21 protein-coding genes are annotated in these 26,420 nt (G+C 70.1%); 18 read left to right on the top strand and 3 right to left on the bottom strand.

Annotated elements, in window-relative coordinates; translation table 11 throughout:
- Positions 1-7 precede the first annotated feature (7 nt).
- The gene (locus EV192_RS52220; protein ID WP_132126288.1) at positions 8-1,225 is read right to left on the bottom strand and encodes an MFS transporter; all 1,218 of its coding nucleotides are present in this window, start codon (positions 1,223-1,225) and stop codon (positions 8-10) included.
- Positions 1,222-2,973: a condensation domain-containing protein gene (locus tag EV192_RS52215; RefSeq protein ID WP_132126287.1), complete on the bottom strand. Its 1,752-nt coding sequence runs from the start codon at positions 2,971-2,973 to the stop codon at positions 1,222-1,224. The genes EV192_RS52220 and EV192_RS52215 overlap by 4 nt, the downstream gene beginning before the upstream one ends.
- Positions 2,974-3,263: 290 nt before the next feature.
- Here EV192_RS52215 and EV192_RS52210 point away from each other — a divergent pair, with 290 nt between their 5' ends.
- The 18 genes from EV192_RS52210 (at position 3,264) to EV192_RS52125 (ending at position 25,197) form a co-directional block, all read left to right on the top strand.
- On the top strand, positions 3,264-4,139 hold the full coding sequence (locus EV192_RS52210; RefSeq protein WP_132126286.1) for a diiron oxygenase: 876 nt from the start codon (positions 3,264-3,266) through the stop codon (positions 4,137-4,139).
- Complete coding sequence (locus tag EV192_RS52205; protein WP_132126285.1) at positions 4,136-4,960, top strand: class-II aminoacyl-tRNA synthetase family protein; 825 nt, start codon at positions 4,136-4,138, stop codon at positions 4,958-4,960. The genes EV192_RS52210 and EV192_RS52205 overlap by 4 nt, the downstream gene beginning before the upstream one ends.
- A complete protein-coding gene (locus tag EV192_RS52200) occupies positions 4,957-5,202 on the top strand; it encodes an acyl carrier protein (RefSeq protein ID WP_132126284.1) in 246 nt (81 codons plus the stop codon). The genes EV192_RS52205 and EV192_RS52200 overlap by 4 nt, the downstream gene beginning before the upstream one ends.
- On the top strand, positions 5,199-6,035 hold the full coding sequence (locus EV192_RS52195) for an SAM-dependent methyltransferase (RefSeq protein ID WP_243727631.1): 837 nt from the start codon (positions 5,199-5,201) through the stop codon (positions 6,033-6,035). The genes EV192_RS52200 and EV192_RS52195 overlap by 4 nt, the downstream gene beginning before the upstream one ends.
- Entirely contained in the window at positions 6,032-6,976 is a 945-nt protein-coding gene (locus EV192_RS52190) for a 3-oxoacyl-[acyl-carrier-protein] synthase III C-terminal domain-containing protein (protein WP_132126283.1), read from the top strand. The genes EV192_RS52195 and EV192_RS52190 overlap by 4 nt, the downstream gene beginning before the upstream one ends.
- Entirely contained in the window at positions 6,973-7,245 is a 273-nt protein-coding gene (locus EV192_RS52185) for an acyl carrier protein (protein ID WP_132126282.1), read from the top strand. Before EV192_RS52190 ends, EV192_RS52185 begins: the two co-directional genes overlap by 4 nt.
- Positions 7,242-8,045, top strand: coding sequence for a beta-ketoacyl-[acyl-carrier-protein] synthase family protein (locus EV192_RS52180; RefSeq protein ID WP_132126281.1), 804 nt, complete (start codon positions 7,242-7,244; stop codon positions 8,043-8,045). The genes EV192_RS52185 and EV192_RS52180 overlap by 4 nt, the downstream gene beginning before the upstream one ends.
- A complete protein-coding gene (locus tag EV192_RS52175) occupies positions 8,042-9,430 on the top strand; it encodes an NAD(P)/FAD-dependent oxidoreductase (RefSeq protein ID WP_132126280.1) in 1,389 nt (462 codons plus the stop codon). The genes EV192_RS52180 and EV192_RS52175 overlap by 4 nt, the downstream gene beginning before the upstream one ends.
- A 25-nt stretch (positions 9,431-9,455) precedes the next feature.
- Positions 9,456-10,649, top strand: a complete 1,194-nt coding sequence (locus tag EV192_RS52170; RefSeq protein WP_132126279.1) for a cation:proton antiporter — start codon at positions 9,456-9,458, stop codon at positions 10,647-10,649.
- Positions 10,646-11,233 carry an acetate uptake transporter gene (locus tag EV192_RS52165; RefSeq protein WP_132126278.1) on the top strand — a complete coding sequence of 196 codons (588 nt, stop codon included), beginning with the start codon at positions 10,646-10,648 and terminating at the stop codon, positions 11,231-11,233. The genes EV192_RS52170 and EV192_RS52165 overlap by 4 nt, the downstream gene beginning before the upstream one ends.
- Positions 11,234-11,430: 197 nt before the next feature.
- Entirely contained in the window at positions 11,431-12,513 is a 1,083-nt protein-coding gene (locus EV192_RS52160; RefSeq protein ID WP_132126277.1) for an LLM class flavin-dependent oxidoreductase, read from the top strand.
- Positions 12,510-13,760, top strand: a complete 1,251-nt coding sequence (locus EV192_RS52155) for a sensor histidine kinase (protein WP_243727630.1) — start codon at positions 12,510-12,512, stop codon at positions 13,758-13,760. The genes EV192_RS52160 and EV192_RS52155 overlap by 4 nt, the downstream gene beginning before the upstream one ends.
- Entirely contained in the window at positions 13,753-14,400 is a 648-nt protein-coding gene (locus EV192_RS52150) for a response regulator (RefSeq protein WP_132126276.1), read from the top strand. The genes EV192_RS52155 and EV192_RS52150 overlap by 8 nt, the downstream gene beginning before the upstream one ends.
- A gap of 70 nt (positions 14,401-14,470) precedes the next feature.
- Positions 14,471-15,679 (top strand): DegT/DnrJ/EryC1/StrS family aminotransferase, encoded by a 1,209-nt coding sequence (locus EV192_RS52145; protein ID WP_132126275.1) that lies wholly within the window; start codon positions 14,471-14,473, stop codon positions 15,677-15,679.
- Positions 15,680-15,909: 230 nt separating this feature from the next.
- On the top strand, positions 15,910-18,711 hold the full coding sequence (locus EV192_RS52140) for an AAA family ATPase (protein ID WP_132126274.1): 2,802 nt from the start codon (positions 15,910-15,912) through the stop codon (positions 18,709-18,711).
- Positions 18,701-21,394 carry a helix-turn-helix transcriptional regulator gene (locus EV192_RS52135; protein WP_132126273.1) on the top strand — a complete coding sequence of 898 codons (2,694 nt, stop codon included), beginning with the start codon at positions 18,701-18,703 and terminating at the stop codon, positions 21,392-21,394. The genes EV192_RS52140 and EV192_RS52135 overlap by 11 nt, the downstream gene beginning before the upstream one ends.
- Positions 21,384-24,158, top strand: coding sequence for an AAA family ATPase (locus EV192_RS52130; RefSeq protein WP_132126272.1), 2,775 nt, complete (start codon positions 21,384-21,386; stop codon positions 24,156-24,158). The genes EV192_RS52135 and EV192_RS52130 overlap by 11 nt, the downstream gene beginning before the upstream one ends.
- A gap of 433 nt (positions 24,159-24,591) precedes the next feature.
- Positions 24,592-25,197, top strand: coding sequence for a helix-turn-helix transcriptional regulator (locus EV192_RS52125; RefSeq protein ID WP_132126271.1), 606 nt, complete (start codon positions 24,592-24,594; stop codon positions 25,195-25,197).
- Here EV192_RS52125 and EV192_RS52120 read toward each other — a convergent pair.
- Positions 25,190-26,416, bottom strand: coding sequence for an activator-dependent family glycosyltransferase (locus tag EV192_RS52120; protein ID WP_132126270.1), 1,227 nt, complete (start codon positions 26,414-26,416; stop codon positions 25,190-25,192). The two genes, EV192_RS52125 and EV192_RS52120, sit on opposite strands and share 8 nt — an antisense overlap.
- Positions 26,417-26,420 lie beyond the last annotated feature (4 nt).

The raw sequence follows: 26,420 nt of genomic DNA, 5'->3' as shown, positions 1-26,420 counted from the left end.
CCCCCTTCTAGTTCACACGTTCCAGTCGACGGATGGCCGGCGCGGCGAGCAACGCGCCGGTGCACAGCAGGCCGAACGCCGTGGAGATCAGCATCAGGTTCGACGCGCCGAACAGTCCGGTCAGCGGGCCGGCCAGCAGCCGGCCGAGCGTCAACGCCACCAGGGAGCCGCAGACGTCGTAGGCGTACACCCGGTTCAGCAACTCGCCGGGGATCTTGGTCTGCACCGTGGTCGCCCAGATCACCTGCCAGTAGGCCAGCCCGGCACCCGCGAGCAGCCATCCGACGCACAGCAGCGGCACCCCGGGCCGCAGGACCGGAACGACCGGATACAGGCAGAACAGCGCCCAGCCGATGGCACCCGACGCCAAGGGCCGCAGCGGTTTCGTCCGCATCGCCACCCAGCCGCCGAGCACGCCGCCCGCGCCGAACGCCGCCATCCCGATCCCGAGCCCGGTGGAGCCGTCGTCGCCGGTGACGATGCCGGCCACGACCGGCAGTGCGACCCCAGGCACCAGGCTGCCGTACACCAGCCAGATCGAGATCACCCCCCAGAGCCAGGCGCGGGACCGGAAGTCCCGCCAGCCTTCGACGAGTTGACTCCGGTACGACTGCGCGGTCCGTTCCGCCGGCGCCGGCGCGATGCGCAGTGCCATCAGGCAACCGGCGCTGATCCCGTACGTCGCGGCGTAGATGCCGAAGACCGTGCCCGGACCGAACACGCTGACCAGGACACCGCCCAACGCGGGACCGAGCACGCCGGCCAACGCCTCGGCGATCCGGAGCACGCCGTTGGCGCGTTGCACGTCGTCGGCGACCTTCGGCACCATGCTCGCGACACCGGGCTGGAACAACGCCGTCGCCACACCGCTGCACGCCTGCAGCACAAGAATCAGCCACAACGACGGCACGCCCACCACGAACGCGAACGCCATCCCGGCCTGCACGACGAGCCGCACGAGGTCGGCGAACACCATCAACCGTCTGGGCCCCAACCGGTCGGCGAGGACACCACCGATGAGCATGCACGCCGCGAGCGCCCCCATCCAGGCGCCCAGGGCGTATCCCACCCCCGCGATGCCGTAGCCGGCCGCGAGCACACCCACCGACAGGGCGACCGGAAGCATGGCGTCGCCGAGCATCGACGTCGACCGTGCGCCGAGATACAACTGGAAGTTGGCGGACCACAAGGAAGTCCGGGGCAACGACTCGGTGTCGGTGGTCATTCGAGGCCACTCCCCGCAGGCCTTCCGTCGCCACGGGCGATGACCGGCGCGGTCGCCCAACCGTTCGGATCCGGTGGTACCTCCGCACAGACCACGTACTCGTGCGGCGCGACCACGGTGACTCGGCCGGGCAGCGCCGCCACGCACCGCCGATGGATGTCCTCGATGTCCGCGGGGCCCGCGAGATGGCACGTCACGCGGTGGCCGATCCGCTGGTCGGGCAGCACACTTACGAAATGCGGCCGGTCACCGAGGACCTCGGCGAGCAGGTCGCGTACCGCGTCGATCTCCACCCAGCAGGAGTCGACGAGGAACCAGCCCTCGCCGTAGGTCAACGGGGTCAACGTGGTGAGCGCGGGCAGGTCCTTGACGGGCACGTCGGACTCGGCCGCCGCACGCAGCAACCGAAGCAGGAAACGACCGAACTCAGCGAGTTCGCCCGCGTCCATACACGCGGGATCGACGTGCAGGATCACGTCCAGTTCCGTGTCCAGCCGGTACACGTACACCACGAGCCGGCACGGGATGTTCTCCGCCGGCTGCGGCCGCAGACTGGCGTCCACATCGGACTCGTTGACGGTGAGGTCGTCCTCGCCGGGCAACCACACCGCGGGCAGCCGCGACTGTGCCGACGCGGTGACGAAGTCGGCACCGCTGGACAGTTGGCTCATGTCGTTGAAGACGAGGTCCCGCGCGTAGCAGATGCCGCGTTGCGCGCTCGCCTCCGTGATGGCGGACCACACTTCCGCAGGGTCGAACCATCCGGCCCGGTAAGCCGCCAACGCAGCAGCGCGGACATCGCGCACGAGTTCGTCGAAGGTGCCTGTCTCGGGCACGGGGACTGACAGCAGGGCGTCCTGCGACAGCGACCCGAAGAAGTCCCGTAGCCGGCGGAGAACCCTGTTGCCGGACAGCGATGTGGTGACGCAGGTCGACTGCCCGGTGTAGTGGCAGACGATCGCGTTGACCGCGGCGAGCATGATCACGGAGTGGCTGGCGCTGGTCCGTGCCGCGATGTCCGCCAGATGTGTCATGGCCGTACGGGACCGGATCCGTAGGCCGGGATGCCAGTCGTCGCGGGTCGCCGTGACGCGGGCGGACAACGGGAACATGGCCTGCGGCACGTGCCGCATTCGGGAGGCCCAGTACTTCGTCGCGCCCGAAGTGAGCCGTCGCACTGGCGGCGTCCGTTCGAGCTCGACGACGTCAAGCGGCTGCGGGCCGGCCGGCGGCAGCGGACGGCCGGACGCCAGGGCGGTCCACTCCCGCAACAGGATCTCGCAGGCGGCGGCGTCCATCGCGACATGACTGACCACCCACACCAGGTACTGGGCGACACCGTCCTGGGTCACGACCGCCGCCCGCAGCGGCGGCGCGGCTTCGAAGTCGAAGGGCCGCACCCGAAGGCGCCGCGCTGTCGCCACCGCGGTCCCGAACGGATCGGTGCCGGCCTCGACCACCTCGACCACCAACTCACCCGTGGCGGCGACATGTTGCGTCACAATGGGTTTGAAGCGATACCTGGTGCGCAGCGACTCGTGCCGTTCGAGCAGGACCCCGACCAGGTCGACGACCCGCCGCGGCGGGCCAGGGGGCGCGGCGAACACCATGGCGAGAATGTCGCGGGTCTGATCGTCGTCGACGGTGACGGCACGCAGGATGTTCGCGTGCCCGAACGCCAATGGACCGGACCGTTCGGCTTGTCCCGGAGAACGCGCCAATTGGTACGGCGCCGAGAGGTAGGACACGGCTCACCTCGTCACTGAGAACCCTGCAATGGTCCAAACCATGCTCAACCTAGGGTCGGCCGGCCGCGGCCGACCACGTCGTGACCGAAAACGGCCGCCGTCGCGCCGGCCAACAGCGGGAACGGATCGGCGGGCCGGGCGCGCGTGACCGGAAGCGGCCCCGCGGCCGTCCCCGGCGAGTGACCGGTAGCGGCCACGCCTGTTCCGGGCGTTGATCGGTTCCGTTGCCGTGCCTAGCTTTCGGTGTGTGATACCTGAGCCCGGACACGGGCGAACGGAGGCACTCCCGCATGATCGACGATGTCATCCACCACGATGACCGGTTCCGCGGCATTCTCGACCGCCTCTCGTCGAAGTCCATCGACGACTACTACAACCCGTACCGGCTGTTCGACTGGCCGGACAGCCTGCCGGAGAACATCTGGTGGATGAGTCCCGAGCTGACCACCACCTACGGCAGCGACGCCGCCCGGACGTTCAGCCAGGAGCAGCTGTTCACGTTGTCGCGGTACGAGAGCGTGAACTTCTACAGCCTCAACGTGCATGGCATCCGGGAACTGCTCATCGAGGTGGTCCGGCGGATCCACACCGCCGGCTTCGAGACGCCGTCGGAGTTCTTCCACCACTTCATCGGTGAGGAGAACGAGCACATGTGGTTCTTCGCCGAGTTCTGCCTGCGGTACGGGCGGAAGATCTACCGGCAGCCGGGCGGCGGCGTCCCCGCCCTCGCCGAGACGACGCCGGACGTGGCGAGCCTGCTCGTGTTCGTCCGGATCCTGATCTTCGAGGAACTGGTCGACCACTACAACTCGCGGATGGCCAAGGACGACCGGCTGCACGAGACGATCCGCGCCATCAACCGGATCCACCACCAGGACGAGTCCCGGCACATCGCGTTCGGGCGGGAACTCGTCGAACTGCTCTTCGCCGACGTGCAGCGGACCGCGACCGAGGAGCAGCTGGCGGGCATCTCGACGTACGTCCAGCGGTACCTGACGCACAGCTTCGAGTCGTTGTTCAATCCCCAGGTCTACCGGGACGCCGGCATCGCGGACCCGCACGACCTGCGCCAGACGCTGCTCGCCTCGCCCGCTCGCGTCGAGGCCGAGGACCAGGTGTTCCGCAAGACGATCAAGTATCTGCGGAACACGGGAATCCTGCGATGACCAGGCTGACAGGCGTGGACGGCAGCCCGGCGCTCGCCATTCTCGACCCGCGCGAGACCGCTGTCGTCCGTGAGCTCGACCGGACATTCCGTGGCTGGGCGGTCCAGGCGGGCGCGGCGGAGATCAGCGCCCCGCCGTTGTATCCGGTGACCGATCTGGAGAAGTTCGACGTGTACCTGAACTTCCCGCAGCTCGCCCTGGTGGCCGGCCCGATCGAGGCGACCGGCAAACCGGTCGACGGCCGCTTCGCGCCGACGGACATGCGGGAGGCTGCGTACGGCCTGCCGCACGCCACGTGTTTCGGCGCCTACCTGTACCACGAGGGCGGACTGCTCGACCAGGACACCCTCGTCACCCTGGTGAACCGCTGCTTCCGCAACGAGGAACGGCACACCGGCCTGCGGCGGCTGGCCAGTTTCCAGATGCGGGAGATCGTCGCGCTGGGCACGTTCGCGCACACCCAGCGGACGATCACCAGGTTCACCGAACGGATCGAGCAGTTCGCCGCCGCGGCCGGCCTGCGGTTGGACATGGTCGCCGCCAGCGACCCGTTCTTCACTCCTGACGACTCGCGGGCCCTGCTGCAGCGGCTCAGTCCGGTCAAGTACGAGTTCCACCACGACGGCCTGGCCATCGCCTCGGTGAACACCCATCGGAACTTCTTCGGCGAACGATGTGACATCCGGCTGCGCGACAGCGGCGAGCACGCGTACACCAGCTGTGTCGCTTTTGGACTGGAGCGCTGGCTCGCGGTGTTGGTGGACCAGCACGACGGTGACGTCGACGCCGCGCACGCGGCGGTACAGAGGGGAAACACATGACCACGTCAAGCGTTGACCAGGTCCGGGAGTGGATTCTCGGCCGGCACCCGGAACTCGACGACGTCGGGCCGGACGTGAACCTGATCGAGAGCCGGCTCGTCGACTCGTTGTCCTTCATCGAGCTGGTCTACGTGATCGAGGGGGCCAGCGGGGCCGAGATCGACTTCGACACCATCGACCTGGCGGACTTCCAGACCATCTCCGCCATCGACAAGGCGTTCTTCACCCGGGGTGCGGCATGACGGCGCTGCGACCGGTGTCCTACACCGCACAGTGGATGGCGGCGGCGCGGGCCATCGAGTCGGAACGGCAGGACGCGTTGTTCGTCGACCCGCTGGCCCGGGATCTGGCTGTGCCGCACGGGTTCGAACTGCTGGAGAAGTACGCCAACGGCGGCCTGCAACCGTTCATCTGCATCCGCACGAAGTTCCTCGACGACGGCATCATGAGCCTGCGGCCGCGGGACGGCATCGAACAGGTCGTGCTGCTCGCCGCCGGCATGGACACCAGGGCGTTCCGGCTGGACTGGCCGGACGGTGTGGTGGTGTACGAAGTGGACCACGACACCCTCATCGAGGAGAAGCAGCGGCGGCTCGACCTGCTCGGCGCGCGCCCCAAGGTGCCACGCCGGACGGTCGCGGCCGACCTCACCACCCAGTGGCTGCCCGACCTGGTTCGCGCGGGGTTCGACCCGGACCGGCCGACCCTGTGGATCGTCGAGGCCGTCACGTTCTTCCTCACCCACGAGCAGGCCGCCGAGTTGTTCACCACGCTGGCCGACGCCTCGGCGGCGGGCAGCCGGCTGGAAGTGGACATCCTGGGCGGCGCGATCCTGCGCAACCCGTTCTCGCGGTCGTTCCTGGACGCGATGGTCGCCGACGGCAGGCCATGGCGGTTCGGTACGGACGAGCCGGAGGAGTTCCTGGCCCGGACCGGCTGGAAGGTGCGCGAACTGAAGCAGCCCGGCGAGCCCGGCGCCGGTGAACAGCGCTGGCCCTACCAGGTGCAGCCGAAGGACCGGCGCAGCGCGAACCGCCTGTGGCTGATCCGGGCCGAGGTGGTGGGCCGGCGATGAAGGCCGCGACGCTGGAACGGGTCGAGTCGTTCCTGCCCGAGCGCAGCGTGCGCATCGAGGACCTCGCGGACCGGCTCGGGCTGCGTCGGGCGGAGTTGGGCGTGTTCCGCAAGTTCTACGGTCTCGACCGGCTCCGGTTCGACCCGGATCTCAGCCTGCTCGACCTGCTGAAGCCGGCCGCCCTACGGGCGCTGGCCGCGTTGCCGGCCGGACGCCGGGTGGACTACGTCGTCTTCGCGCACACCACCCAGACGCTGACCCCACCGGACATCGAGATGGCCCAGGTGATCCGGGACGAACTGGGGCTGGCCGGCGCGGACGCGTTCGCGCTGAGCCAGCAGGCGTGCGTGAGCAGCCTCGGCGCGATCGACGTGGCCGCGGAGCTGCTGCGGTCGGACGGCGACGGCTACGCCCTGGTGGTGTGTGGCGAGCAAGCGTTTGCTCCGGGGATCCAGCTGATCCCCAACTCGGCGATCATGGCCGACGCCGCGGCCGCCTGCCTGGTCACGCTCGACGGTGCCGGCGATGTGGTGCACTCGTTCGTCACCCGAACGTACGGCGAGTACGCCGAGTGGTCGACCTTGTCGCCGGCCCGGAGCGTCGAGTTCGGCGAACTCTACGGTGAACGTCTGGCCGCGATCATCAAGGAGGCGGTCCTGGCGGCGGGACTGACGTTCGACGAGATCGCCCGGGTGCTCCCGCACAACGTGAACATGCTCGCCTGGCGGCAGACGATCAAGGTGCTCGGCGCACCGCCGGAGAAGTTCTTCCTGGACAACATCAGCCGGTTCAGCCACACCTACACGGCCGACGTGTTCGTCAACTACACGACGATGCGGGAGGCCGGGCTGCTCGTCGACGGCGAGCGGTACGTGCTGGCGTCCGTCGGCCTGGGGGCGACCTTCGGCGCCATGGTGATCACCTACCGGGAGGCGACGTGACCAGCCGGTCGGCCGTGGTGGCCGCGATCGAGTCCGCGCTGCGTGACGTGTTGGCTGGCGACCTGCCCGAACTCGGCGAGGACACGCGCCTGTTCGACGACCTGGGGCTCGAGTCCGCCTCGGTGCTGGAGCTGCTGATGATCGTCGAGGAGGCCACTGGGATCACGGTCGACGCGGAGGAACTCGACATCGACGATCTCCGGTCGGTCCGGTCGTTCGCCGACTTCGTCGAGTCCAGGCAGCCGGCCGGCACGGACACCGTGCGATGACCGGGCTGACGCTGCTGGCGGCGAGCGCGGTGCTCGACCCGCCCGGACCGGGCACCCCGCCGAGCGAGTCCATTATGGACTTTCAGCGGGCTCTGGTCGAACCGTTCGGCCGGAAGGTCGACGAGGACCTGTTCCGGCGCGGCGCCCAGGTCTCGCACACCGACCTGATCGACCGGTTGCTGGACGCCGATGACGTCCGGAAGAGCCGGCCACAGCTGGTCGTCGTGACCCACGCGCTGCCGGACGTCACACCTTTCACCGCTGTGGCGGCCTATCTGGCGAACCGGCTCGACTGCGACACCCAGTGCTTCGGCATCGCCCAGCAGGGACTGGCGGCGCCGTTCACCGCGTTGCGGATCGCCGCGGCCTTTCACCGTGCGGGAAGGTGCACCGAGGCCGTGATCACCGCGCTGGAACAGACCACCTTGCCGACCGCCATGCCGTTGGTCGACGAGACGCCATTGAAGGACTCGGCGGCTGCCCTCGTCCTTGGGCAGGGCCCAGGACCCCAACTGGCGGAGGTCGTCTCGGGCGGTGACGTCACCGAGTTGATCCGGGATCGGGTCACGGGCGGCGAACTCGTCGTGCTGGGCCCGTGGGTGGACACCGGCGAGCTCGGTGACGTCCAGGTGCACCGGGTCGGTCCGGGCTCGTACTGCACGAGTGTCTGGTTGGCCTTGGCGACGCATTGGCGTGCCTGGCAAGCCGAACATTCCACGATCCTGCTGTGCGACACCGACCCCATCACAGGACGCGGCCATGTCGCCGTGTTCGCCAGGAACAGGAGGAACGACCGGTGAGCGAACAGACCCAGATCCTGGTGATCGGCGGCGGCCCCGGTGGCGCCACGGCCGCCGGGCTGCTCGCCAGGCAAGGGCTGCGAGTGGTCCTCCTGGAGAGCGCGACGTTCCCGCGTTACCACATCGGCGAGTCCATCCTGCCGTCCGTCCTGCCCATCCTGGACCTGCTCGGCGCCCGCGAAGCGGTGGAGCGGCACGGTTTCGTGCGCAAGGACGGCGCCTACTTCGAGTGGGGCCCGGAGAACTGGGACCTCAACTTCGACCACCTCAGCGGCGCCAGCCGGCACAGCTACCAGGTGATCCGCTCGGAGTTCGACCACCTGCTGCTCGACCAGGCCGCCGAGAACGGGGCCGACGTGCGCCAGGGTGTCAAGGTCACCGAGATCGTGTTCGACGGCGAACGACCGGTCGCGGCCAGGTGGACGTCCGCCGACGGCAGCGGTGAGATCAGGTTCGACTTCCTCGTCGACGCGTCCGGGCGCGGCGGCGTGATGTCGGTGAAGTACCTCAAGAACCGCCAGTTCCTCGAAGCGTTCCGGAACATCGCGGTGTGGTCGTACTGGCGTGACGTCACACCGCTGGATGTGGGGCCGCGGGGGGCGATCGCGGTGTGTTCGGTGCCGTACGGCTGGTTCTGGGCGATCCCCCTGCACGATGGCACCCACTCGATCGGCCTGGTCGCCAAACGCAGCATCTTCGTGGCGGAACGGGACCGGCTGGGCGGCATCGAGGCCGTCTACCACGACGCCCTGCGCCAGGCTCCCCGGGTGGCCGGCATGGTCGAAGGCGCGCGGCGGCTCACTGACCTCAAGGTGGAACAGGACTACTCGTATGCCGCGGAGACCTTCACCGGCCCCGGTTACGTCCTGGTCGGCGACGCGGCCTGCTTCCTCGATCCACTGCTGTCCACCGGCGTGCACCTGGCGACGTTCAGCGCGTTGCTGTCCGCGGCGAGCATCTCGGCGGTGTTCGACGGCGACCTGACCGAGCACGAGGCCACCGCGTTCTACGCGAAGGCGTACCGGCAGGCGTTCGAACGGCTGCTGGTGGTGGTGTCGTTCTTCTACAACAGCTACAACCGCCAGACCCAGTTCTTCGAGGCCGACAAGCTCACCCGCCGGGAACGGCACATGCTCAACCTGTACGAGTCGTTCCTGCACATCGTGACCGGGATCGAGGACCTGGACGACTCCCGGGCCGGCAGTGCCGCGCTGGACGCGGTGGCCCGCCGGATCGACACCCAGGGCGGCATCACCGCCGGCCACAACGAGGCGATGAACTCCATGCCCACCTCGCCGCAGAAGGCGATCGGCGGGCTCTACCTGGAACTGCAACCGCGGCTGCGGATCCGCCGGACCGGCGCCCAGCCCGCGTTGACCGACTGACCACTTCTCCACCGAGGGGCGCGCGGTGAACTCCCACAACGCGATGGTGTTGCTGCTCGACCTCGCGCTGATCCTCGCCTTCGGCCAGGTCCTCGGCATGCTGGCCCGGCGGCTCGACCAGCCCGCGGTCATCGGCGAGATCGTCGCGGGCGTTCTCGTCGGGCCGACCCTGTTCGACGGGCGGATCGCCGCGACGTTGTTCCCCACCGAGGTCCGACCGATGCTCAGCGCGTTGGCCACCATCGGGGTCGCGCTGTTCATGTTCCTGGTCGGCCTGGAACTCGACCGGCGGGCTGTCCTGGCGCAGGGCCGCGTGGTCGTGTTGGTGTCGGCGGGATCGCTGCTGGTGCCGTTCGGTCTCGGCGTGGTGCTGGCGCTCTGGTTGGGTCAGTCGCACCCGGTGTCCGGTGTGCGGTTCGTGCTGTTCATGGGAACGGCGATGGCCGTGACGGCGTTCCCGGTGCTGGCCAGGATCCTGGTCGACCGGGGAATGGACCGGCTGCGGGTGGGCCGCCTCGCGCTGGCGTCGGCCGCCGTCGGCGATGTCGTCGCCTGGATCCTGCTGGCCGCGATCGTCGCGTCCGGCGGGACCTGGCAGCTCGTGCTCGTCGTGCCGTATGTCGTGATCATGGTGACCGTCGTGCCCAGGCTGCTGCGGCACGGGACCGGGCCGCGACGGCTCGCCGTGATCCTGGTCGGGGTGCTCCTGTCCGGCGGCCTGACCGAATGGATGGGGCTGCACTTCATCTTCGGCGCGTTCCTGCTGGGCGTCGTGGTCCCGCGCGACCTGCGGACCGAGGCCGGCACCCGGATCGGGCCGCTGGCCACCCTGCTGCTGCCGGTGTACTTCGTGGTGGCCGGCTTCCAGGTGAACCTGGCCGGGCTCGGCGCGACCGGCCTGACCGAACTCGGCCTGATCATCCTGGTCGCCGTGGGCGGCAAGTTCGCCGGCGTCTACACCGCCGCCCGGGTGAGCCGGCTGGACGCCCGGTCGGCCGCCACGCTCGCCACCCTGATGAACACCCGAGGTCTCACCGAGCTGGTCCTGCTCACCATCGGGCTCCAGGTCGGCCTGCTGGACATCGGGCTCTACTCGCTGATGGTCGCGATGGCGGTGTTCACCACCGTGCTGTCCGGGCCGCTGCTCCGCGTGTTCTCCCCAGCGAGCCGCATCCAACACGACGTGACCGAAACACAACTGACGGAGAGGCTGCCATGACCACCACCGCGACCCGAAACGCCACCACCACCGCTGTCACAGCCACGAGCGCCGATCCCGGGCCGCTCGGCCTGGCCGGCTTCGCGGCACCGTTCCTGGTGCTGAGCTTCGTCAACGCCGGCGTGCTCGACGTGAGCGCGCTGGTCGCCACGGTCGTGCCGATCGGGCTGTTCTACGGCGGACTGACCCAGATCCTCGCCGGAATACTGGAGTTCCGTCGCGGCAACACGTTCGGTGTCACGGTCTTCGCCACGTACGGCGCGTTCTGGCTGGCGTTCGCGGGCTACACCGAGTTCTTCTCCACGAACGCCTCCGCCGCGGCGACCGGGATGTTCGTGCTGGTGTTCGCCATCGTCACGGCGGTCTTCGCGGTGGCCGCGGCCCGGATCGGCAAGGTCACCTTCGTCGTGTTCCTGCTGCTGGCACTGACGTTCGCCGACCTGACCATCGCCTCGTTCGCGTCGTCCCGCGAGATCCAGCACGTCGGCGGCTGGCTGGGTGTCCTCGCCGCGGTCGCCGCCCTGTACGCCTCGGCCGCCACGCTGGTGAACGACACCTGGAAGCGGGCCGCTACCACAACTTGACGGAGAAAGTGAAAGGGACATAAGGGATTGGCGCGCAAGGCGCCCTGTCGTCAGGCATCTTTGCCGGGCCTGTGGCGCGGCACACTAGGTGATTTCCTAGTCACTGCGCGTGTTCGACCGTCACAGGTTGCTCAGTCAGCACCCCTTCTGGGACCTTGTGAATTGTCAACTGGCACCTGATCGCCGGAGGTTCCCTGATGGAGTACGGCCTTTCCCTGCTGCCCGACTGTGATCCCGACACGGCCAGCGCGTCCCGGTATTTCTCGGACGTTCTCGAGGCGAGCGTCCTCGCCGAGACCTTGGGTTTGGGCTATGTGAAGATGACCGAGCACTATCTGAGTTCCTATGGTGGATACTGTCCAAGTCCACTCGCATTCCTGTCCGCCGTGGCCGCGCGCACGCGGTCCGTCCGGCTGATGACGGGGGGCATTCAGGCGTCCTTCCACCACCCGGTCCAGATCGCCGCCCAAGCCGCTCAACTGGACGTTCTCAGCCGCGGCCGGCTGGATGTGGGGTTCGCGCGGGCATTTCTGCCGTACGAGTTCGAAGCATTCGGCGTCGATCTGGACAGCAGCCGGGAACGGTTCGTCGCCACGATCGACGCGGTGGTCCGGCTGTGGACCGAGTCTGATGTGTCCGAAGAAACCCCGTTCTTCCGATATGCCGGGGCGAACTCGTTGCCGATGCCGGTACAACAGCCGGCACCGCCGGTGTGGATCGCCGCGCTGGCCACTCCGGCCAGTTTTGTCTGGGCCGCGGAACGCGGATTCAACCTGCTGATCAGCTCCACCCAACTGACCGAGATGCACCGCCGAAGGGAGGGTATCGACCTTTATCGGAACACATTCCTGGCCAAGCACGGCCCGGCCGGCCGGCGCCCGAAGGTCGCGGTCAGCATCCCGCTGCTGATCGCCGACACCGACGACGAGGCCCGGGACGTGGCCGTGCCGCTGATGCTGAAGTCGTTCGCCGCGTTCAAGAAGGCCATCCTGTCCTGGGAGAACGTCGAGTCCCCGGCGTACGCCGGCTACACCGCGATGGCCAGGCAGCTGGCGTCGTTCGACCTCGCGGCCGAGGGCCTGGAGGCCAAGGCGATGGTCGGCTCGCCGGACACCGTGCGCGGCCGGCTGGACGAGGTCCGGGACGTGCTCGACCCGGACGTCGTCCTGTGGAACGTCGACTTCGGCGGCCAGTCGCTGGACACCATGGCCCGCACGCTCACGCTGTTCGCGGACAAGGTGATGCCGGCCGGCTGCCCCGGCGGCACAATGCTCGGGTGACGTCACCGGCATCGACGAACGCGATCGCCTCGGAGGAGAGCGTTCCCAAGGCCCTGTACGGCGGGGCGCCGTACGTGCTGCTCGCGGTGTCGACCGCGCTGGCCACGTTCCTGCCGTCCAGCGAGCCCAGGCCGGATCCGGTGTGGACGATCAGCCTGGTGGCGCTGGCCGCGGCGTGGTTGGTGTGGCCGGTCGTGGTGTGGATGGAGTGGCCCCGCCGCCGGGTCGCCGTGCTCGTGTTCTACGTCGGCCTGCTGGTGATCAGCGCCGCGCTGGTCGCGCTCCACCCGTCGTTCACGTTGTTCGGCGCGCTCGGCTACGGCTACGCGATCAGCCTGCTGCCCCCTCGGCTGATCATCTGGGGCGTGGCCGCGATGGCGCTGCTGACCACGTTGGCGCAGACCCTGCAGACCCAACGCACCGAGCCGTACGTACTCGCGATCAACCTCGCGGTCCCGTTGCTGTTCGTCGGCTGGTACATCAGCAGGCAGAGCGAGAAACGCAACGAGATCATCGCGGACCTGGCCAGCGCCAACACCCGGCTGGAGGCCATGATGGCCGAGAACGCCGGGCTGCACGCGCAGCTGGTGGCGCAGGCCAGGGAAGCCGGTGTGCTGGACGAACGGCAGCGGATGGCCCAGGAGATCCACGACACGATCGCGCAGGGGCTGGCCGGGATCGTCACCCAGTTGCAGGCCGCCGAGCACTCCGGCGACCAGGCCGAGGTGTGGCGCCGGCACGTGACCACCGCGGCCCAGCTGGCCAGGGAGAGCCTGACCGACGCGCGACGTTCGGTGCACGCGATGCGGCCGGAGGTGCTGGAGCGGTCGCAGTTGCCGGAGGCGTTGGGGCACGTCGTCGAGCAGTGGTCGGAGCTCAGCAAGGTGCCCGTCGAGTTCACCACGGTCGGCCCGGCCACGGCGTTGCATCCCGACATCGAGGTGACCCTGCTGCGGACCGCGCAGGAGGCGTTGTCGAACGTCGGGAAGCACGCCGACGCGGAGCGGGTGAACCTGACCCTCTCCTACATAGGTGACGTGGTGACGTTGGACGTGCGCGACGACGGCACCGGGTTCGACCCGTCCGCGACGCGGGTCGCCGACCGGGACAGCGGGTTCGGGCTGGCCGGCATGCGGCAACGGCTGGAACGGGTGCTGGGTACGCTCGAGATCGAGTCCGAGCCGGGCGCGGGTACCGTGCTGTCCGCCGGTGTTCCGGCCATCCCCCCGGGAGACATCCATGGCTGACCCGATCCGCGTGCTGATCGTCGACGACCACCCGGTGGTGCGGGACGGGTTGCGCGGCATGTTCACCACCGACCCCGGGTTCGAGCTGGCCGGCGAGGCGGGCAACGGCAACGAGGCGGTCGTGGTGGCGCGGGCCGAGCGGCCGGACGTGATCCTGATGGACCTGCGGATGCCGGAGATGGACGGCCTCGCCGCCATCCGCAAGCTGCGCGAACTGGCTGTGCCGTGCCAGATCCTGGTGCTGACCACGTACGACAGCGACAGCTACGTGCTGCCCGCGATCGAGGCCGGCGCGACCGGATACCTGCTCAAGGACGCGCCTCGGGAGGAGCTGTTCCGCGCGGTGCGCTCGGCGGCCAAGGGCGAGGCCGTGTTGTCGCCATCGGTCGCCACCAAGGTGCTCGGTCGGGTGCGGTCGCCGATCAGGGAGCCGTTGAGCCAACGCGAACTGGACGTGCTGCGCCACATCGCGCGGGGCAACAGCAACCGGGAGATCGCGGCGAAGCTGTACATCAGTGAGGCCACGGTCAAAACCCATCTGATCCACCTGTACGGCAAACTCGGCGTGAACGACCGGGCCGCCGCGGTCGCCGCCGCGTTCGAGGCCGGCGTGCTCAACCGCGGCGAGAAGGCCGAGTGATCTCGTGAATTCACCAGAACCGCTGTGTTAGGGGGCGGCGGGGCTGGCGGGGCGCGGCACTATCTCGGCCATGAAGCGGACGGTGGACGACCTGGCGTGGTTCGGAGGGCCGCCGGCTTTCGCCCAGCCGATGGTGGTGGGCCGGCCCAACACCGGTGACCGGGCGCGGCTGTACAAGCGGCTGGACGGCGCCCTGGACAGTGGCTGGCTGACGCACTGCGGGCCGTTGGTGCGCGAGTTCGAGCAGCAGGTGGCCGAGGTCGCCGGGGTGCGGCACTGCGTCGCGACCTGCAACGCCACCATCGCGCTGAGTCTGCTGGTGCAGGCCGCGGGGCTGACCGGCGAGGTGATCATGCCGGCGATGACGTACGTGGCCACGCCGCACTCGATGCGGTACCCGGGGCTGCGTCCGGTGTTCTGCGACATCGACCCGGTGACCGGCTGTATCGACCCGGACCAGGTCGAGGCGTTGGTCACGGCCCGTACGAGCGCGATCATCGGCGTGCACCTGTGGGGTCAGGCGTGTGACGTCCCGCGTCTGGCGGAGATCGCGCGACGCCGTGGCCTGGCGCTGTTCTTCGACGCCGCCCAGGGTGTCGGGTGCACGTTCGGCGACCGGCCGATCGGCGGGTTCGGCCAGGCGGAGGTGTTCAGCTTCCACGCCACCAAGGTGGTGAACGCCTTCGAAGGCGGCGCGGTAGTGACCGACGACGACGACTTCGCCGAGCGGGTGCGGGCCGCGCACAACTTCGGCCGCCGCGCGGACGGCGGCATCGGATCGGTCGGCACGAACGCCAAGATGACCGAGGGGTCGGCCGCGATGGGGTTGACGTCATTGGAGGCGCTGCCGGAGTCGGTGGCGCAGAACCGTGTCCGGTACGACATGTACCGCGCCGCACTGGCCGACATACCGGGGATCGAGGTGCACCGGTACGACGAGCGCCACCGGAACAACCACCAGTACCTGGTCGTCAAGGTGGACGCGGCGGTGACCGGCCTGCACCGTGATGCGCTGCTGGACCTGCTGGTGGCCGAGAACGTCATGGCGCAGTGCTATTTCTCGCCGGGATGCCACCAGTTGGAGCCGTACGTGACCGAGTCGCCTGTGTCGCTGCCGATGACCGAGCGCTTGGCCGGGCAGGTGCTCGCGCTGCCGACCGGCCCGAGCGTTTCCGGCGCCGACGTGTCCGCGATCGCCGATTTGATCCGGTTCGCGGTGCGGCAGGGACCGTTGGTTCAGTCGCGCACGACACGGACCCTGGTCACCGCTGTGGGGTAACCATTCCGCGCCATTGACGAATATTTTTCGCTTGTTGCAGGTAACTGCAGTGCGCCTTTTCCCACCATCGATGTGACCCGATCGGAGTATTGTGCCGAAGGATTGGCGAAGGTCGCGACCACACACAGTTTGATGTCACCCTCCGTGACAGACATGTTTCGCGAGGTGATCCACTTCCGGGGGGAACGACGGTATAGTTCGCCCATCGACGTCGGTCCACCGTGGACAGCATGGGGGCGTTTGCGGAGGCCGCGGCGGGTGACCACTTCTTCTGGGGGAAGGGGATCAGCGTGCCGGTCGGCGTACTTCGCACGAGATTGGCCGGAAGGTCGGACGAATTGGCCCGCGTGCGCGCCTTTTACACGGAGGCGAGCGCGGGAACCGTACAAGTACTGCTTGTTCGCGGTCCGGCTGGAATCGGCAAGACCACATTGCTCGACGCCACGACGTATCCCGGTGCCCGGGTGTTGCGGGCCTGGTGCCGGCCGGCCGGTCACTCGGCTGTCCGGGAATTGCTGACCGCGGCGGAAACGTCACCGGACGTGTGCTTACCGCCCGGCACCGAGGCCACGTTCTCGGCGTTGTCCGCCCTTTACCGGCCGGTCGCCGTCCTGCTCACCCAGGGGCCGCTCGTGCTCGTGCTCGACGACGTGCACCACTGCGACGAGTTGTCCTTGCGGTGGCTGGACTTCCTGCTGCGCCGGGCCGCCGGCCAGCCGCTTTTCGTGCTGCTGGCCCAGGTCGGCGACCAGCCGGTGCGGGCCGGCGGGGCGCTCACCGAGATCGTCGCCAACCGGCTGGCCGGCACGCTGTACCTGGAGCCGCTGCCCGAGCCGGCGATCGCCGAGATCATCGCGGAGAAGTTCGGCGAGCCGCCGGATCCGGCGTTCACCCGGCGCTGTGCCGAGGTGTGTGGCGGAAACCCGGCGCTGCTCGACGGACTGCTCGCGCCGCTGGTCGCGAACGGGTCGCGGCCGGGCGCGGACGACGCCGCGCAGGTGGCCGCGCCGGGCGGGCCGGCCGCGGACGCCTCCCTGACCGGCCTGCCGGGCTATGTCCACCGCGTGGCCAGGGCGATCGCGATCCTGCACGACACGCACACCGAACGGGTCGCGCTGCTCGCGCAGGTGCCGCCCCGGCTGGTCGAGGTGGCGATGAGAACGTTGCGTCACAAGGGAGTTCTCACCGTTTCGGGGGCGAACCCGGTGGCCGAGTCGTTCCTGGACGTGCTGCCGGACGGCGAGCTGGCGCGGCTGCGGATGCGGGCGGCGCAGGTGCTCAGCGACGCGGCCCGCCCGGTCACCGACGTCGCCGAACAGGTCATGCGGCTGCCTGCTCTGGATCTACCGTGGACCCGGCGCGTGCTGCGCGAGGCCGCCGCCACCGCCGCCCACCACGGCGCGAACGCGGACGCGGCCCGCTATCTCACCCGGCTGCTCGAAGCGCGCCCGGACGACGTCGACGTGCAGCTGGATCTGGCCAACGCCCTGGTCACCACGGATCCGGTGGCCGCCTTGGCGCATCTGGAGGACGTCATGCCGCGGGCGACGGACGTCCGCACGACGGCCCGGATCGCCGCGCAGATCGGGTGGGCGTCCCTGGTGGTCCGGCCGAGGACGACCACGGTCCGGGTGCTCGACCGCGCCCTCGCCGCGCTCACGGCCGAAGTGGGCGACAATCCCGACCTGGCCGACTGCGACCTGCGCACCACGCTGGAATCCGTGGTGGCCATCACCGGTTCGAACGAGACGTCCGCGATCAGGACGTTGCGGCTGCGGCTGGCCACCGCGCCCCCGCCAGGCGCCGGAACCCCCGCGGAGCAGCATGTCCTGGCGGTGCGTGCCCTGGTCACCGCGCTCACGGGCAAGCCCGCGGAGGCCGCCGAGGACGCGCGGCGGGCGTTGTCCCGCGACGAGCACCTGCCCGGTGGGTGGTCGGCGGTGACGGCGTCGCGGGTGCTGTTCATGGTCGACGACTCCGACGCCGCGTTGGACGGGCTGAACCGCGCCACCGTGGAGTCGCGGCGGCGCAACGACGCCTGGACGGAGGTGCTCGCGCTCAGCGTCCGGGGCATGGTGTGGCTGGACCTGGCCGAGATCGACCAGGCGGTGGCCGACGCGCGGGCCGCGATCGACGTCGCCGCGCGCCAGCCCTGGTCCCTGGACGCCACCCTGGCCCGGCTGGTGCTGGCCCTCGCCAGGGACGCGCAGTCCGATGTGGACGGCGCGGAGGCGGCGCTCGCCGACATCGATGTCAAGCCCGGCCCGGAGGCGCTCCTGGAGTACCACGTCCATCTGGTGGTCAAGGCGTCCCTGCTGACCCAGCGCGGCGACCTGCCGGCCGCGGTCGAGCTGCTCAGGACGTGCGGGCGCAGCCTGGCGGACGCCGGCGTCACCAACCCGATGTTCGCGCCCTGGTGGTTGTCGGGCGCGATGCTGCTCGCCATGGCGGGCCGGTTCGCCGAGGCGACCGAGTTCGTCGAGCACGGCGAGCGGCTCAGCCTGCTGTGGGACACCGCCCGCAGCCGCGGCATGGTCCTGCTTGCCAAGGGTGTCGTGACGACGGGTCCGGAGCGGATCGCCCTGCTGTCGTCGGCGATGGAGCTGCTGGACCAGTCCCCCGCGAAGATCTGCCAGATGCAGGCCGAGTACTTCCTCGGCTGCGCGTTGCTCGACGTGGACGACAAGCAGGCGCGCGCACACTTACGCCGTGCCGCGTTGTTGTCGGGCCGGTCGGGCTACACCGCGCTCGCGGTCCCGGCTCGGGCGCGGCTCGTCGAAGCCGGTGGCCGGATGCCGCACGCGACGAGCCGGGTGGACGTGCTGACCGGCAGCGAGCGGCAGGTGGCCGAGCTGGCCGCGCGGGACGTGAGCAACCGGGAGATCTCCGACAGCCTCTTCGTGACCGTGCGGACCGTGGAGTTCCACCTCACCAACGTGTACCGCAAGCTGGGGGTGAGCCGGCGCAACGAGCTGGCGGCCGTACTCGAAACCGCGCTCGAGACCGATCCGCCCTGGTCCGATGACCAGTGAGAGCCTGCAGACCAGGCTGCTGGGCGCGGGCACCGGGAACACGCTGATCGAACGCGACGCCGAACTGGCCGTCCTGGACCAGCTCGTGTTGGACGTGCTCGCTGGCCGGTCCGCATTCGTGGTCGTGCAGGGGCCGCCCGGGGTGGGCCGCAGTGCCCTGCTGGCCGAGGCGGCTGGGCTGGCCGAACAGGTCGGGCTGCCGGTCGGGCTGGCCCGCTGCGCGCCCGGCGAACGTCGGCTCGACGTGCCCGCCCAACTGCTGGCCGCGCTCGCGCCCGAGCAGCCGCCGCCGGACGCCCACATCGGACTGCGCGACCTGACGCCCGGTGCCTGCGACCGCGGCCTGGTGCTCGTCGTCGACGACCTGCACCGGGCCGACCCGGAGTCGCTGTGCTGGCTGGCGGGCATTGTCGGGCGGCTTCAGGACCGGCCGGTGCTGGTGGCGGTGAGCGTGAACACGGCCGCGCCAGCCGTGCTGGACGTGGACTCGCTCGGCGCGACCGTCCTTCAGGTACGTCCGTTGAGCGCCAACGGTGTTCGGTGGATCGTGCACACGCACAGCGGCACCGACGTCAGCGAGAAGGTCGTGGCGGCTGTGACGGAGTCCGTCGACGGGAATCCCGCTGTGCTGCGGGCGACGTTGGGGCGTGGCGCGCACGGCAGGCTCAACGCGCAACGGATCCGTGCGGCGGCGGCGGAGGTGCGGGCCGAGCATCTGGACCGGATCGTCGGCGACCTGCCGGACACGTGGATCTCGGTGCTGCGCGCGAGCGTCGCCGGTGGCGAGGACCTGCCGTTCACCGGGGTGTGCCGGCTGGCCCGCGTGTCCCGGGCCGCCGCCATCGACATCTTCGCCGCGCTCGCCGGCACCGGGTTGGTCGCCGGCACCGCCGTCGAGCCGTCCGCGCGCGGGCCCGTGATGTCCACAATGGACCTCCATGGCCGGGCGGCACTGTTCGGTGAGGCCGTGGAGATCGCGCACGACATGGGTTTTCCCGACGAGACCGTGGGCCGGATGCTGTTGGCCGCGCCGCCGATCGGCCGGCCGTGGGCGATCGAGGCGCTGCGGGTCGCGGCCGGCCGGGCCCAGGAGGCCGGTCTGGACGCGCTCGCCGCCGACCTGCTCACCCGGGCGCTGCGTGAGCCGATGTCCGCGCCGGTCCGGGCCGCGGTCCTGCTGGAGCTGAGCACGGTCGAGCTGTTGACCAACCCCGAGGCCGGCGACCGGCGGCTGGACCGGTTGCTGCGCGAGACGGACGGCGCTGATCTCGGCGCGTACCGGATCACCGCCGCCGACCTGCTGGTGTGCCGTGGCGACACCACGTTGGTCGACCGCGCGATCGCCGCCGCGGCACGGCGGCCCGGGATCGGCGCTGCGGAACGGGATTCGGTGCTCGCGCTGTCCGCCGTGGCCGAGGACGCCCGGCACGGCGCCAGTGAACTGGTTCTGCCCGTGCTGCCGGAACTCCCCGAGTTGCCGGACGACCCCGCGCAGGCTGGTGTGGCCGCGTGGCGGGTCGCCGCGCGCGGCCGGCACCTGGCCAGGTGCCGGGCGTTGGCCCGGAAGGCGTTGGCGGGCAACACCGACGGCTGGCCGTTCGCGCCACGCGTGGCCGCGGTCAAGGCACTGTTCCTGGCCGGTGAGGCGGAGGAGGCGACGGCCCGGCTGGACGAGGTGGTGGCCGGGGCACGGCGCCGCCGGGCCCGGCCGGCGGTGGGACTGGCGTTGGCGACCAGGGCCGAGCTGATGCTGCACCGCGGCCTGCTCGACGAGGCCACCCGCGACCTGCACGCGGCCACGGCCGAGGTGCCGAGGCAACGGTGGCACGCCGGCACGCTGCCGCGGCTGGTGGCCGTGGAGATCCTGATCGACCTGGAGCGCGGCATGGTGGAGCGCGCCGAGATGGTGGCCGCCGCGCCGATGCCCGCCACCAGTGTCGGCAGCCTCGGCTGGACGTACCTGCTGTTCGCCCGGGGCCTGCTCACCCTGGCCGGCGGGCAGCCGTCGGCCGCCGCCCTGCTGCTGACCGAGTGTGGCCGCCGGTTGGCCGCGGACCAGTGGCGCAATCCCGCCCTGCTGGCGTGGCGGTCGTTCGCCGCGATCGCGCACCAGGCGTGCGGGCATCTGAACACAGCGGCCCGGTTGATCGAGGAGGAGACGGCGCTCGCGTACACCTGGGGCGTGCCGGGGCCGATCGGTCTGGCGCACCTGTGCGGCGGGCTGGCGTTCGGTGACGCGGTCGGCCTCACCCGGCTCGGCAAAGCCGCGCAGGCGTTGCGGGACGGGCCGCATCGGTTGCTGCACACGCGCGCGGTGATCGAACTGGCCGCGGCGCGGCTCGCGGCTGGTCAGCACACGGACGTGAGCGCGTTGTTGCGAGAGGCGACCGGGCTGGTGTCACAGCACGGCTGGGATCACCTGATGCCGCGGCTGAACGAGTTGTCCCGGCAGTTCGCGAGCGTGCCGCGGACCGACAGCACGCTGTCGCCGGTCCAGGTGGAAGTGGCGCGACTGGCGGCCGAGGGGCTGTCCAACGCGGCCGTCGCCGCCCGGTTGCGGCTGGCCAAACGTACGGTCGAGCTGCATCTGACCAACATCTACCGCAAGCTCGGCATCGCCGGGCGGGCCGAGTTGCGCACAGCGCTCGGCGAGAGCACTGGGGAATGCGATCGTGCTACTTGAACGCGGTGGTGAACTGGCCGCCCTCGCGGCGGCGGTTCAGCCGGGCGACACCGGGCGGGGATCGGTGGTCCTGGTCCGCGGGCCGCTCGGCACGGGCAAATCCGCGGTGCTCAACGAGATTCCGCACCTGCCGGCGGCCGAGGGCAAACACGTGCTGCGGGCCAGCGCGGCGCGTCTTGAGCAGGATTTCGAGTTCGGTGTGGCCCGTCAGCTCTTCGAACCGATCCTGCTGGCCACGCCGCCGGACGTACGGGACCGGTGGCTGGCCGGCACGGCCGGGTTCGCCGGCCTGGCGCTGGGCGACGATCCGCTGTCCACCAGGCGGCACGCTGCGGCGCACGGCCTGACCGCGTTGCTCGCCAGGATCTGCCGGGACCGTCCGGTCGTGATCGTGGTGGACGACCTGCAATGGGCCGACCAGCAGTCGCTCGCCTGGCTGCGCGGACTGACCACGGACCTGTCCCGGAGATCGGTGCTGCTGGTGGTAGCGGTGCTGACCGGTGATGCGGGCGCGGCACGGCCGCTCGTGCGGGAGATCGCGTTCGCCGCCGACCGCGTGCTCAAGCCGGCCCCGTTGTCGGCGGCTGCCACCGCGACGATCGTGCGCGCGCAGTTCGGCGAGCCCGCCGCCGACGAGTTCGCCGCCGCGTGTCACAAAGCCAGCGGTGGCAACCCGTTGGTGCTGATGTCGGTGCTCCGGGACGTGCTCGCGCGGGGCGGCCGCCCGGACAACGCGCACGCGGCGGCGGTGTGGTCGTCCCGGCCGCCGTCGCTGCTGGAACGGATGGCGGCCGCGCTGGCCGGGCAGCCCGAGGACATCCGGAACCTGGCCCGTACGATCGCGTCGCTCGGCAGCCGGATGGACCACACCCTGATCGACCAGTGCGACGGGGTGCAGAGCCTGCGGTCGTTGGGTCTGTTACCGGACGAGACCGGGTTCCTGCGGGACTGTCTGCGCGACGCGTTCGACGGGTCGATGACGCTCACCGAGACCGAGCAGATCCATCTGCGTGCGGCGGAATGCCTGTACACCGCGGGATATCCGGCCGAACAGGCGGCGAGGGAACTGCTCGCGGTGACCACGCCCCAGCCGGAATGGACGGCCGAGGTGTTGTTGGGCGGGGTGGACGGCGCCATGCGACGCGACGATCCCGCTGCCGCACAACGGTATTTGCGGCGGACGTTGCTCAACTGCGGTCCGGACGACGCGCGCCGGGCCAGGCTGCTGGTCGAGCTGGCCACGGTGGAACGCTCGACCAACCCGGCGGCCGCGGTGCAGCACATCGGCCAGGCGGTGGGTGTGCTGCCGACCGCGCGGGACCGGGCGGCCGCCGTGTCCCGCCTGCCCACGATGATCTTCGACCCGGTCACCGGCCAGCTGGCCACCCGGGTCGCCGACGAACTCGGCGACCCGGCCACGCTCACCGGCCGGGACCGGGAGCTGTGCCTGCGGCTGGAGGCCCGGTCCCGGTTCGCCGTCCGGGAACAGCAGTCGGCCCTCAACGCGGCCGTGTACCGGCTGCGCGCGTTGGGACCTGAGCCGCCGCTGGACACCTGGGCGGAACGCGAGCTCGTGGGTGTCCTGCTGTACCTGGCGACACTCAGCGGGCAGGTGCCGTCGCACGAGATCGGGCGGGTCACGAACCGTTTGATGGCAAGGGAACCCGCGACCCCGTCGCATGTCTACGGGTCGATGCCGCTGGTGGTGGTGAGTGCCGTGGCGGCGGGCGACGCGAGTGTCGCGGACTGGCTGGACGCGGCCCTGGCCGAGGCCACCCGCCGCGACTCCCGGATCGACCTGGCGTCGGTGCTCAGCGAGCAGGCGTTCGTGCTGATGCGGTCCGGCCGGCACAAGCAGGCGCTGGCCACGGCGACCCAGGCGTGTGACCTGGTGGCCGGCCGGTTCTACGAGTCGTACGAGATGTTCGGGCTGAGCCTGCTGTGGGTCGCGGCCGAGACGAGCGACCCTGGCCTGGCCCGGCGGATCCGGGCGGGCACGCCGAACCGGCCGACGCACGCCGGGCTGGCGCACCGGATCACCCGGCAGATGGTGCAGGCGACGCTGGTGGCGCGGTCGAACCCGCGGGCCGCGCTGGAGGAGTTCGAGGACTGCGGCCGGCGGCTGGCCCGTGCCGGCTGGCTCAACCCGGTGCTGTTCGCGTGGCGCAGCCTGGCCGCCGCGCTGCACCACAGGCTGGGTTTCACCGCCGAGGCGGTGCGGCTGATCGAGGAGGAACTCGAAGCCGCCGAACGGTGGGGCGCGGCCGAGGGGATCGGCCGGGCGCAGCGCATCAAGGGCGCGCTCACCGGCGACGTGGCCGTCCTCCGGGCCGCGGTGTCCACATTGGAGTTCTCGGCGAACCGGCTGGAACTGGGCAAGGCACTGGTGGAACTGGGGACCCGGCTGCACGCCGACGGCCGGCCGGAGGCGAGCGAACACCTGCGGCAGGGCCTGCTGATCGCCGAGGACAGCGGCACGCCGTGGCTCGCCGACCGGGCCAGGGCCCGACTCGGCGACCGCGCGCCGGCCAGCCTCACCGACGTGCAGCGCCGGATAGCCGAACTGGCCGCCACCGGGCGCGCCAATCACGAAATCGCCGCCGAGCTCTCGGTCACCCGTCGCGCGGTGGAGAAGCAACTCACGCTTTGTTACCGGAAACTGGGCATCACCGGCAGGTCGGAATTGAGCCGGGCGCTGGGGAAAATCGTCGCTTCCGACGATCACCCGGCAACCTTAATGGAACCTCAAATCACCGAACCTTAAGAGAACCTCAACCCCGCCCCGGTAACCCACCGCCACGGGTGTCCAGTGTTCCGAACCATCGCCGTGACATCAACCCCTACCCGCCTGAACTGCGGAAATCACCAGTGCGTGACGGTGTGTGCACGCTCCGGCCACCGCAAGGGCGGTAGTGCGGACCGTACCCGCCGCCGGCGCGAAACCACAGTATTAGCGAGGCACTTCCGCAGCCATTGACGCTGTCAGCGGCCCGTCCATAGGCTCGGCCACAGTAAATGGGGGGACCGTGAACGCCCGATGCGGGATGGGTCGCAGTTTGGGGATGCGAATCATGACCACGAGCTTGACACATGGTGCGTTGAGATTAACGGCAGACAGCCACATACCGAGGAAGGAAACCGCCGTCTTAGCGGAGCGCTGCGCACCGAGGACCTACTCCGACTACGGCGACATCTTCATGTCACTCTTCGAGAGATCCGGCATGTCCGTGGCCATCCTCGACCTCCAGCTGCGTGTGTTAGAGACGAACACGGCGTTCTTCCAGCAGTTCGGCCGGCTCAGCACGGACGTGCGCGGGCACGGCTTCTGCGAGTTCCTGCATCCCAGCGTGCGGCAGCACATGCTGCGGCAGTTCGCGCGGCTGACCATGGGTGGACGGGCCCGGCTGACCGAACGCGTGGTCGCGATCCGGCCGGACGGCACCACCTTCGCCGGCGAGCTGACCGGGCTGGCGGTGCCCGGGGACAGCGCGCAGATCAAGACAGTCGTCGTGCTGATGCGGGCCGAACGGTCCAAAAACGACAATCCGGTGATCGTGGACCCGTACAGGACGCTCACCGACCTGGACGCCAAGATCCTGGAAGGGGTCGCCGCGGGCATCCCGACCGTGCAGCTGGCCACCAAGCTGTACCTGAGCCGGCAGGGCGTGGAGTACCACGTCAGCGCGATGCTGCGGAAGTTCAAGGTGCCCAACCGGGCGGCGTTGGTGGCCAAGGCGTACGCCGTCGGCATCTTCAGCGTCGACTGCTGGCCACCCGCCGCCCTGCCCGAATACGTCAAGTGAGGCGGCTGAGCACCGGCACGACGTCGTTCGGTGCCGGCTGAGCCAGCGCCTCGTCCATCAGCAGGCCGGCGTTCTCCCGGAACGCCGGCTCTGTCACTGTCCGGGCCACGGCGGCGCGGATCTGTTCCGGGGTGACGTCCGCGGTCGGCAGGTACAGCCCGGCACCGCGGTCGGCCAGTGCCTCGGCTCTCAGCACGTGGTCCGAGATCCTCGTCGTGACAACGATCTGCGGCACGCCTGCGACCAACGCGGTGGCGTACGTGCCGAACCCGCCGTGATGGATGATCGCGGCGCAGGTGGGGAGCACGGTGTGCAGGGCGATGGACCGGACCACGCGGACGTTCTCCGGCGGCTCCCCCAACGCGGCGATCTGCTCCGGCAGCAGGGTGGCGACGACTTCCACGTCGAGGTCCGCGAGTGCTCTTAGGATGTCCGAAATGGACACGAAGTCGCCGCCGTACCGTTCGGTGTTGGATGTCCCCAATGTAAGGCAGATCCGGGGCCGCTCGACCGGCTCACGCAACCAGTCGGCGACCACGGCGGGCCCGTTGTACGGCACGAAACGCGTCGGGATCCGGCGCAGTGAGGTCGCCACACCGAGGCTCACCGGCAGGGGGTCGATCGTGGCCTGCCCGGTCACCATGGCCTCGGTGAACTCGCAGCCGTACGGCGCCGCCCGTTCGGTGAGCCACTCGGCCATCGGGTCCTCCGTCGAGTCCTCCTTCAACGCGTGGAAGGCGTCCCGCATGGCGCCCCAGACGTCCGCCCAGCACATGATCCGCACGTGCGCCGCACCGACCACCTCGGCCGCGACCCCGCCCGCGTACGCCAGCGGGTCCCAGATCACCAGGTCCGGCCGCCAGTCCTGGGCGAACCGGACCAGGTCGTCGAGCATCGGGTCGTTGTAGCTGGCGAACCCGTGCCACACCGAGACCTTGTACCGCAGCAGCAGCCGTTCCCAGGTCAGCCTGGTCGGGTCCGTCTCGTTCCAGTCGGAGAACTCCGAGTCCTGGCTGTCCCGGTTGCGGGCCATGCCGCCGTGGATGTCGTGGTCCGGGCCGACCGGGACCGCGGTCAGGCCGGCCGTCGTGATCAGGTCGGCGGCCATCGGCGAGCTGGCGACCCGCACCTCGTGCCCGGCCGCGGCGAACGCCCACGCGGTCGGGGTCATGCAGTAGAGATGGGACCGTTCCGGCAGCGTGACGAACAGAACGCGCATGTTT

Source organism: Actinocrispum wychmicini (assembly GCF_004345645.1).
Classification (GTDB): Bacteria; Actinomycetota; Actinomycetes; order Mycobacteriales; family Pseudonocardiaceae; genus Kibdelosporangium; species Kibdelosporangium wychmicini.
This window is presented reverse-complemented; position numbering and strand designations above follow the sequence as displayed.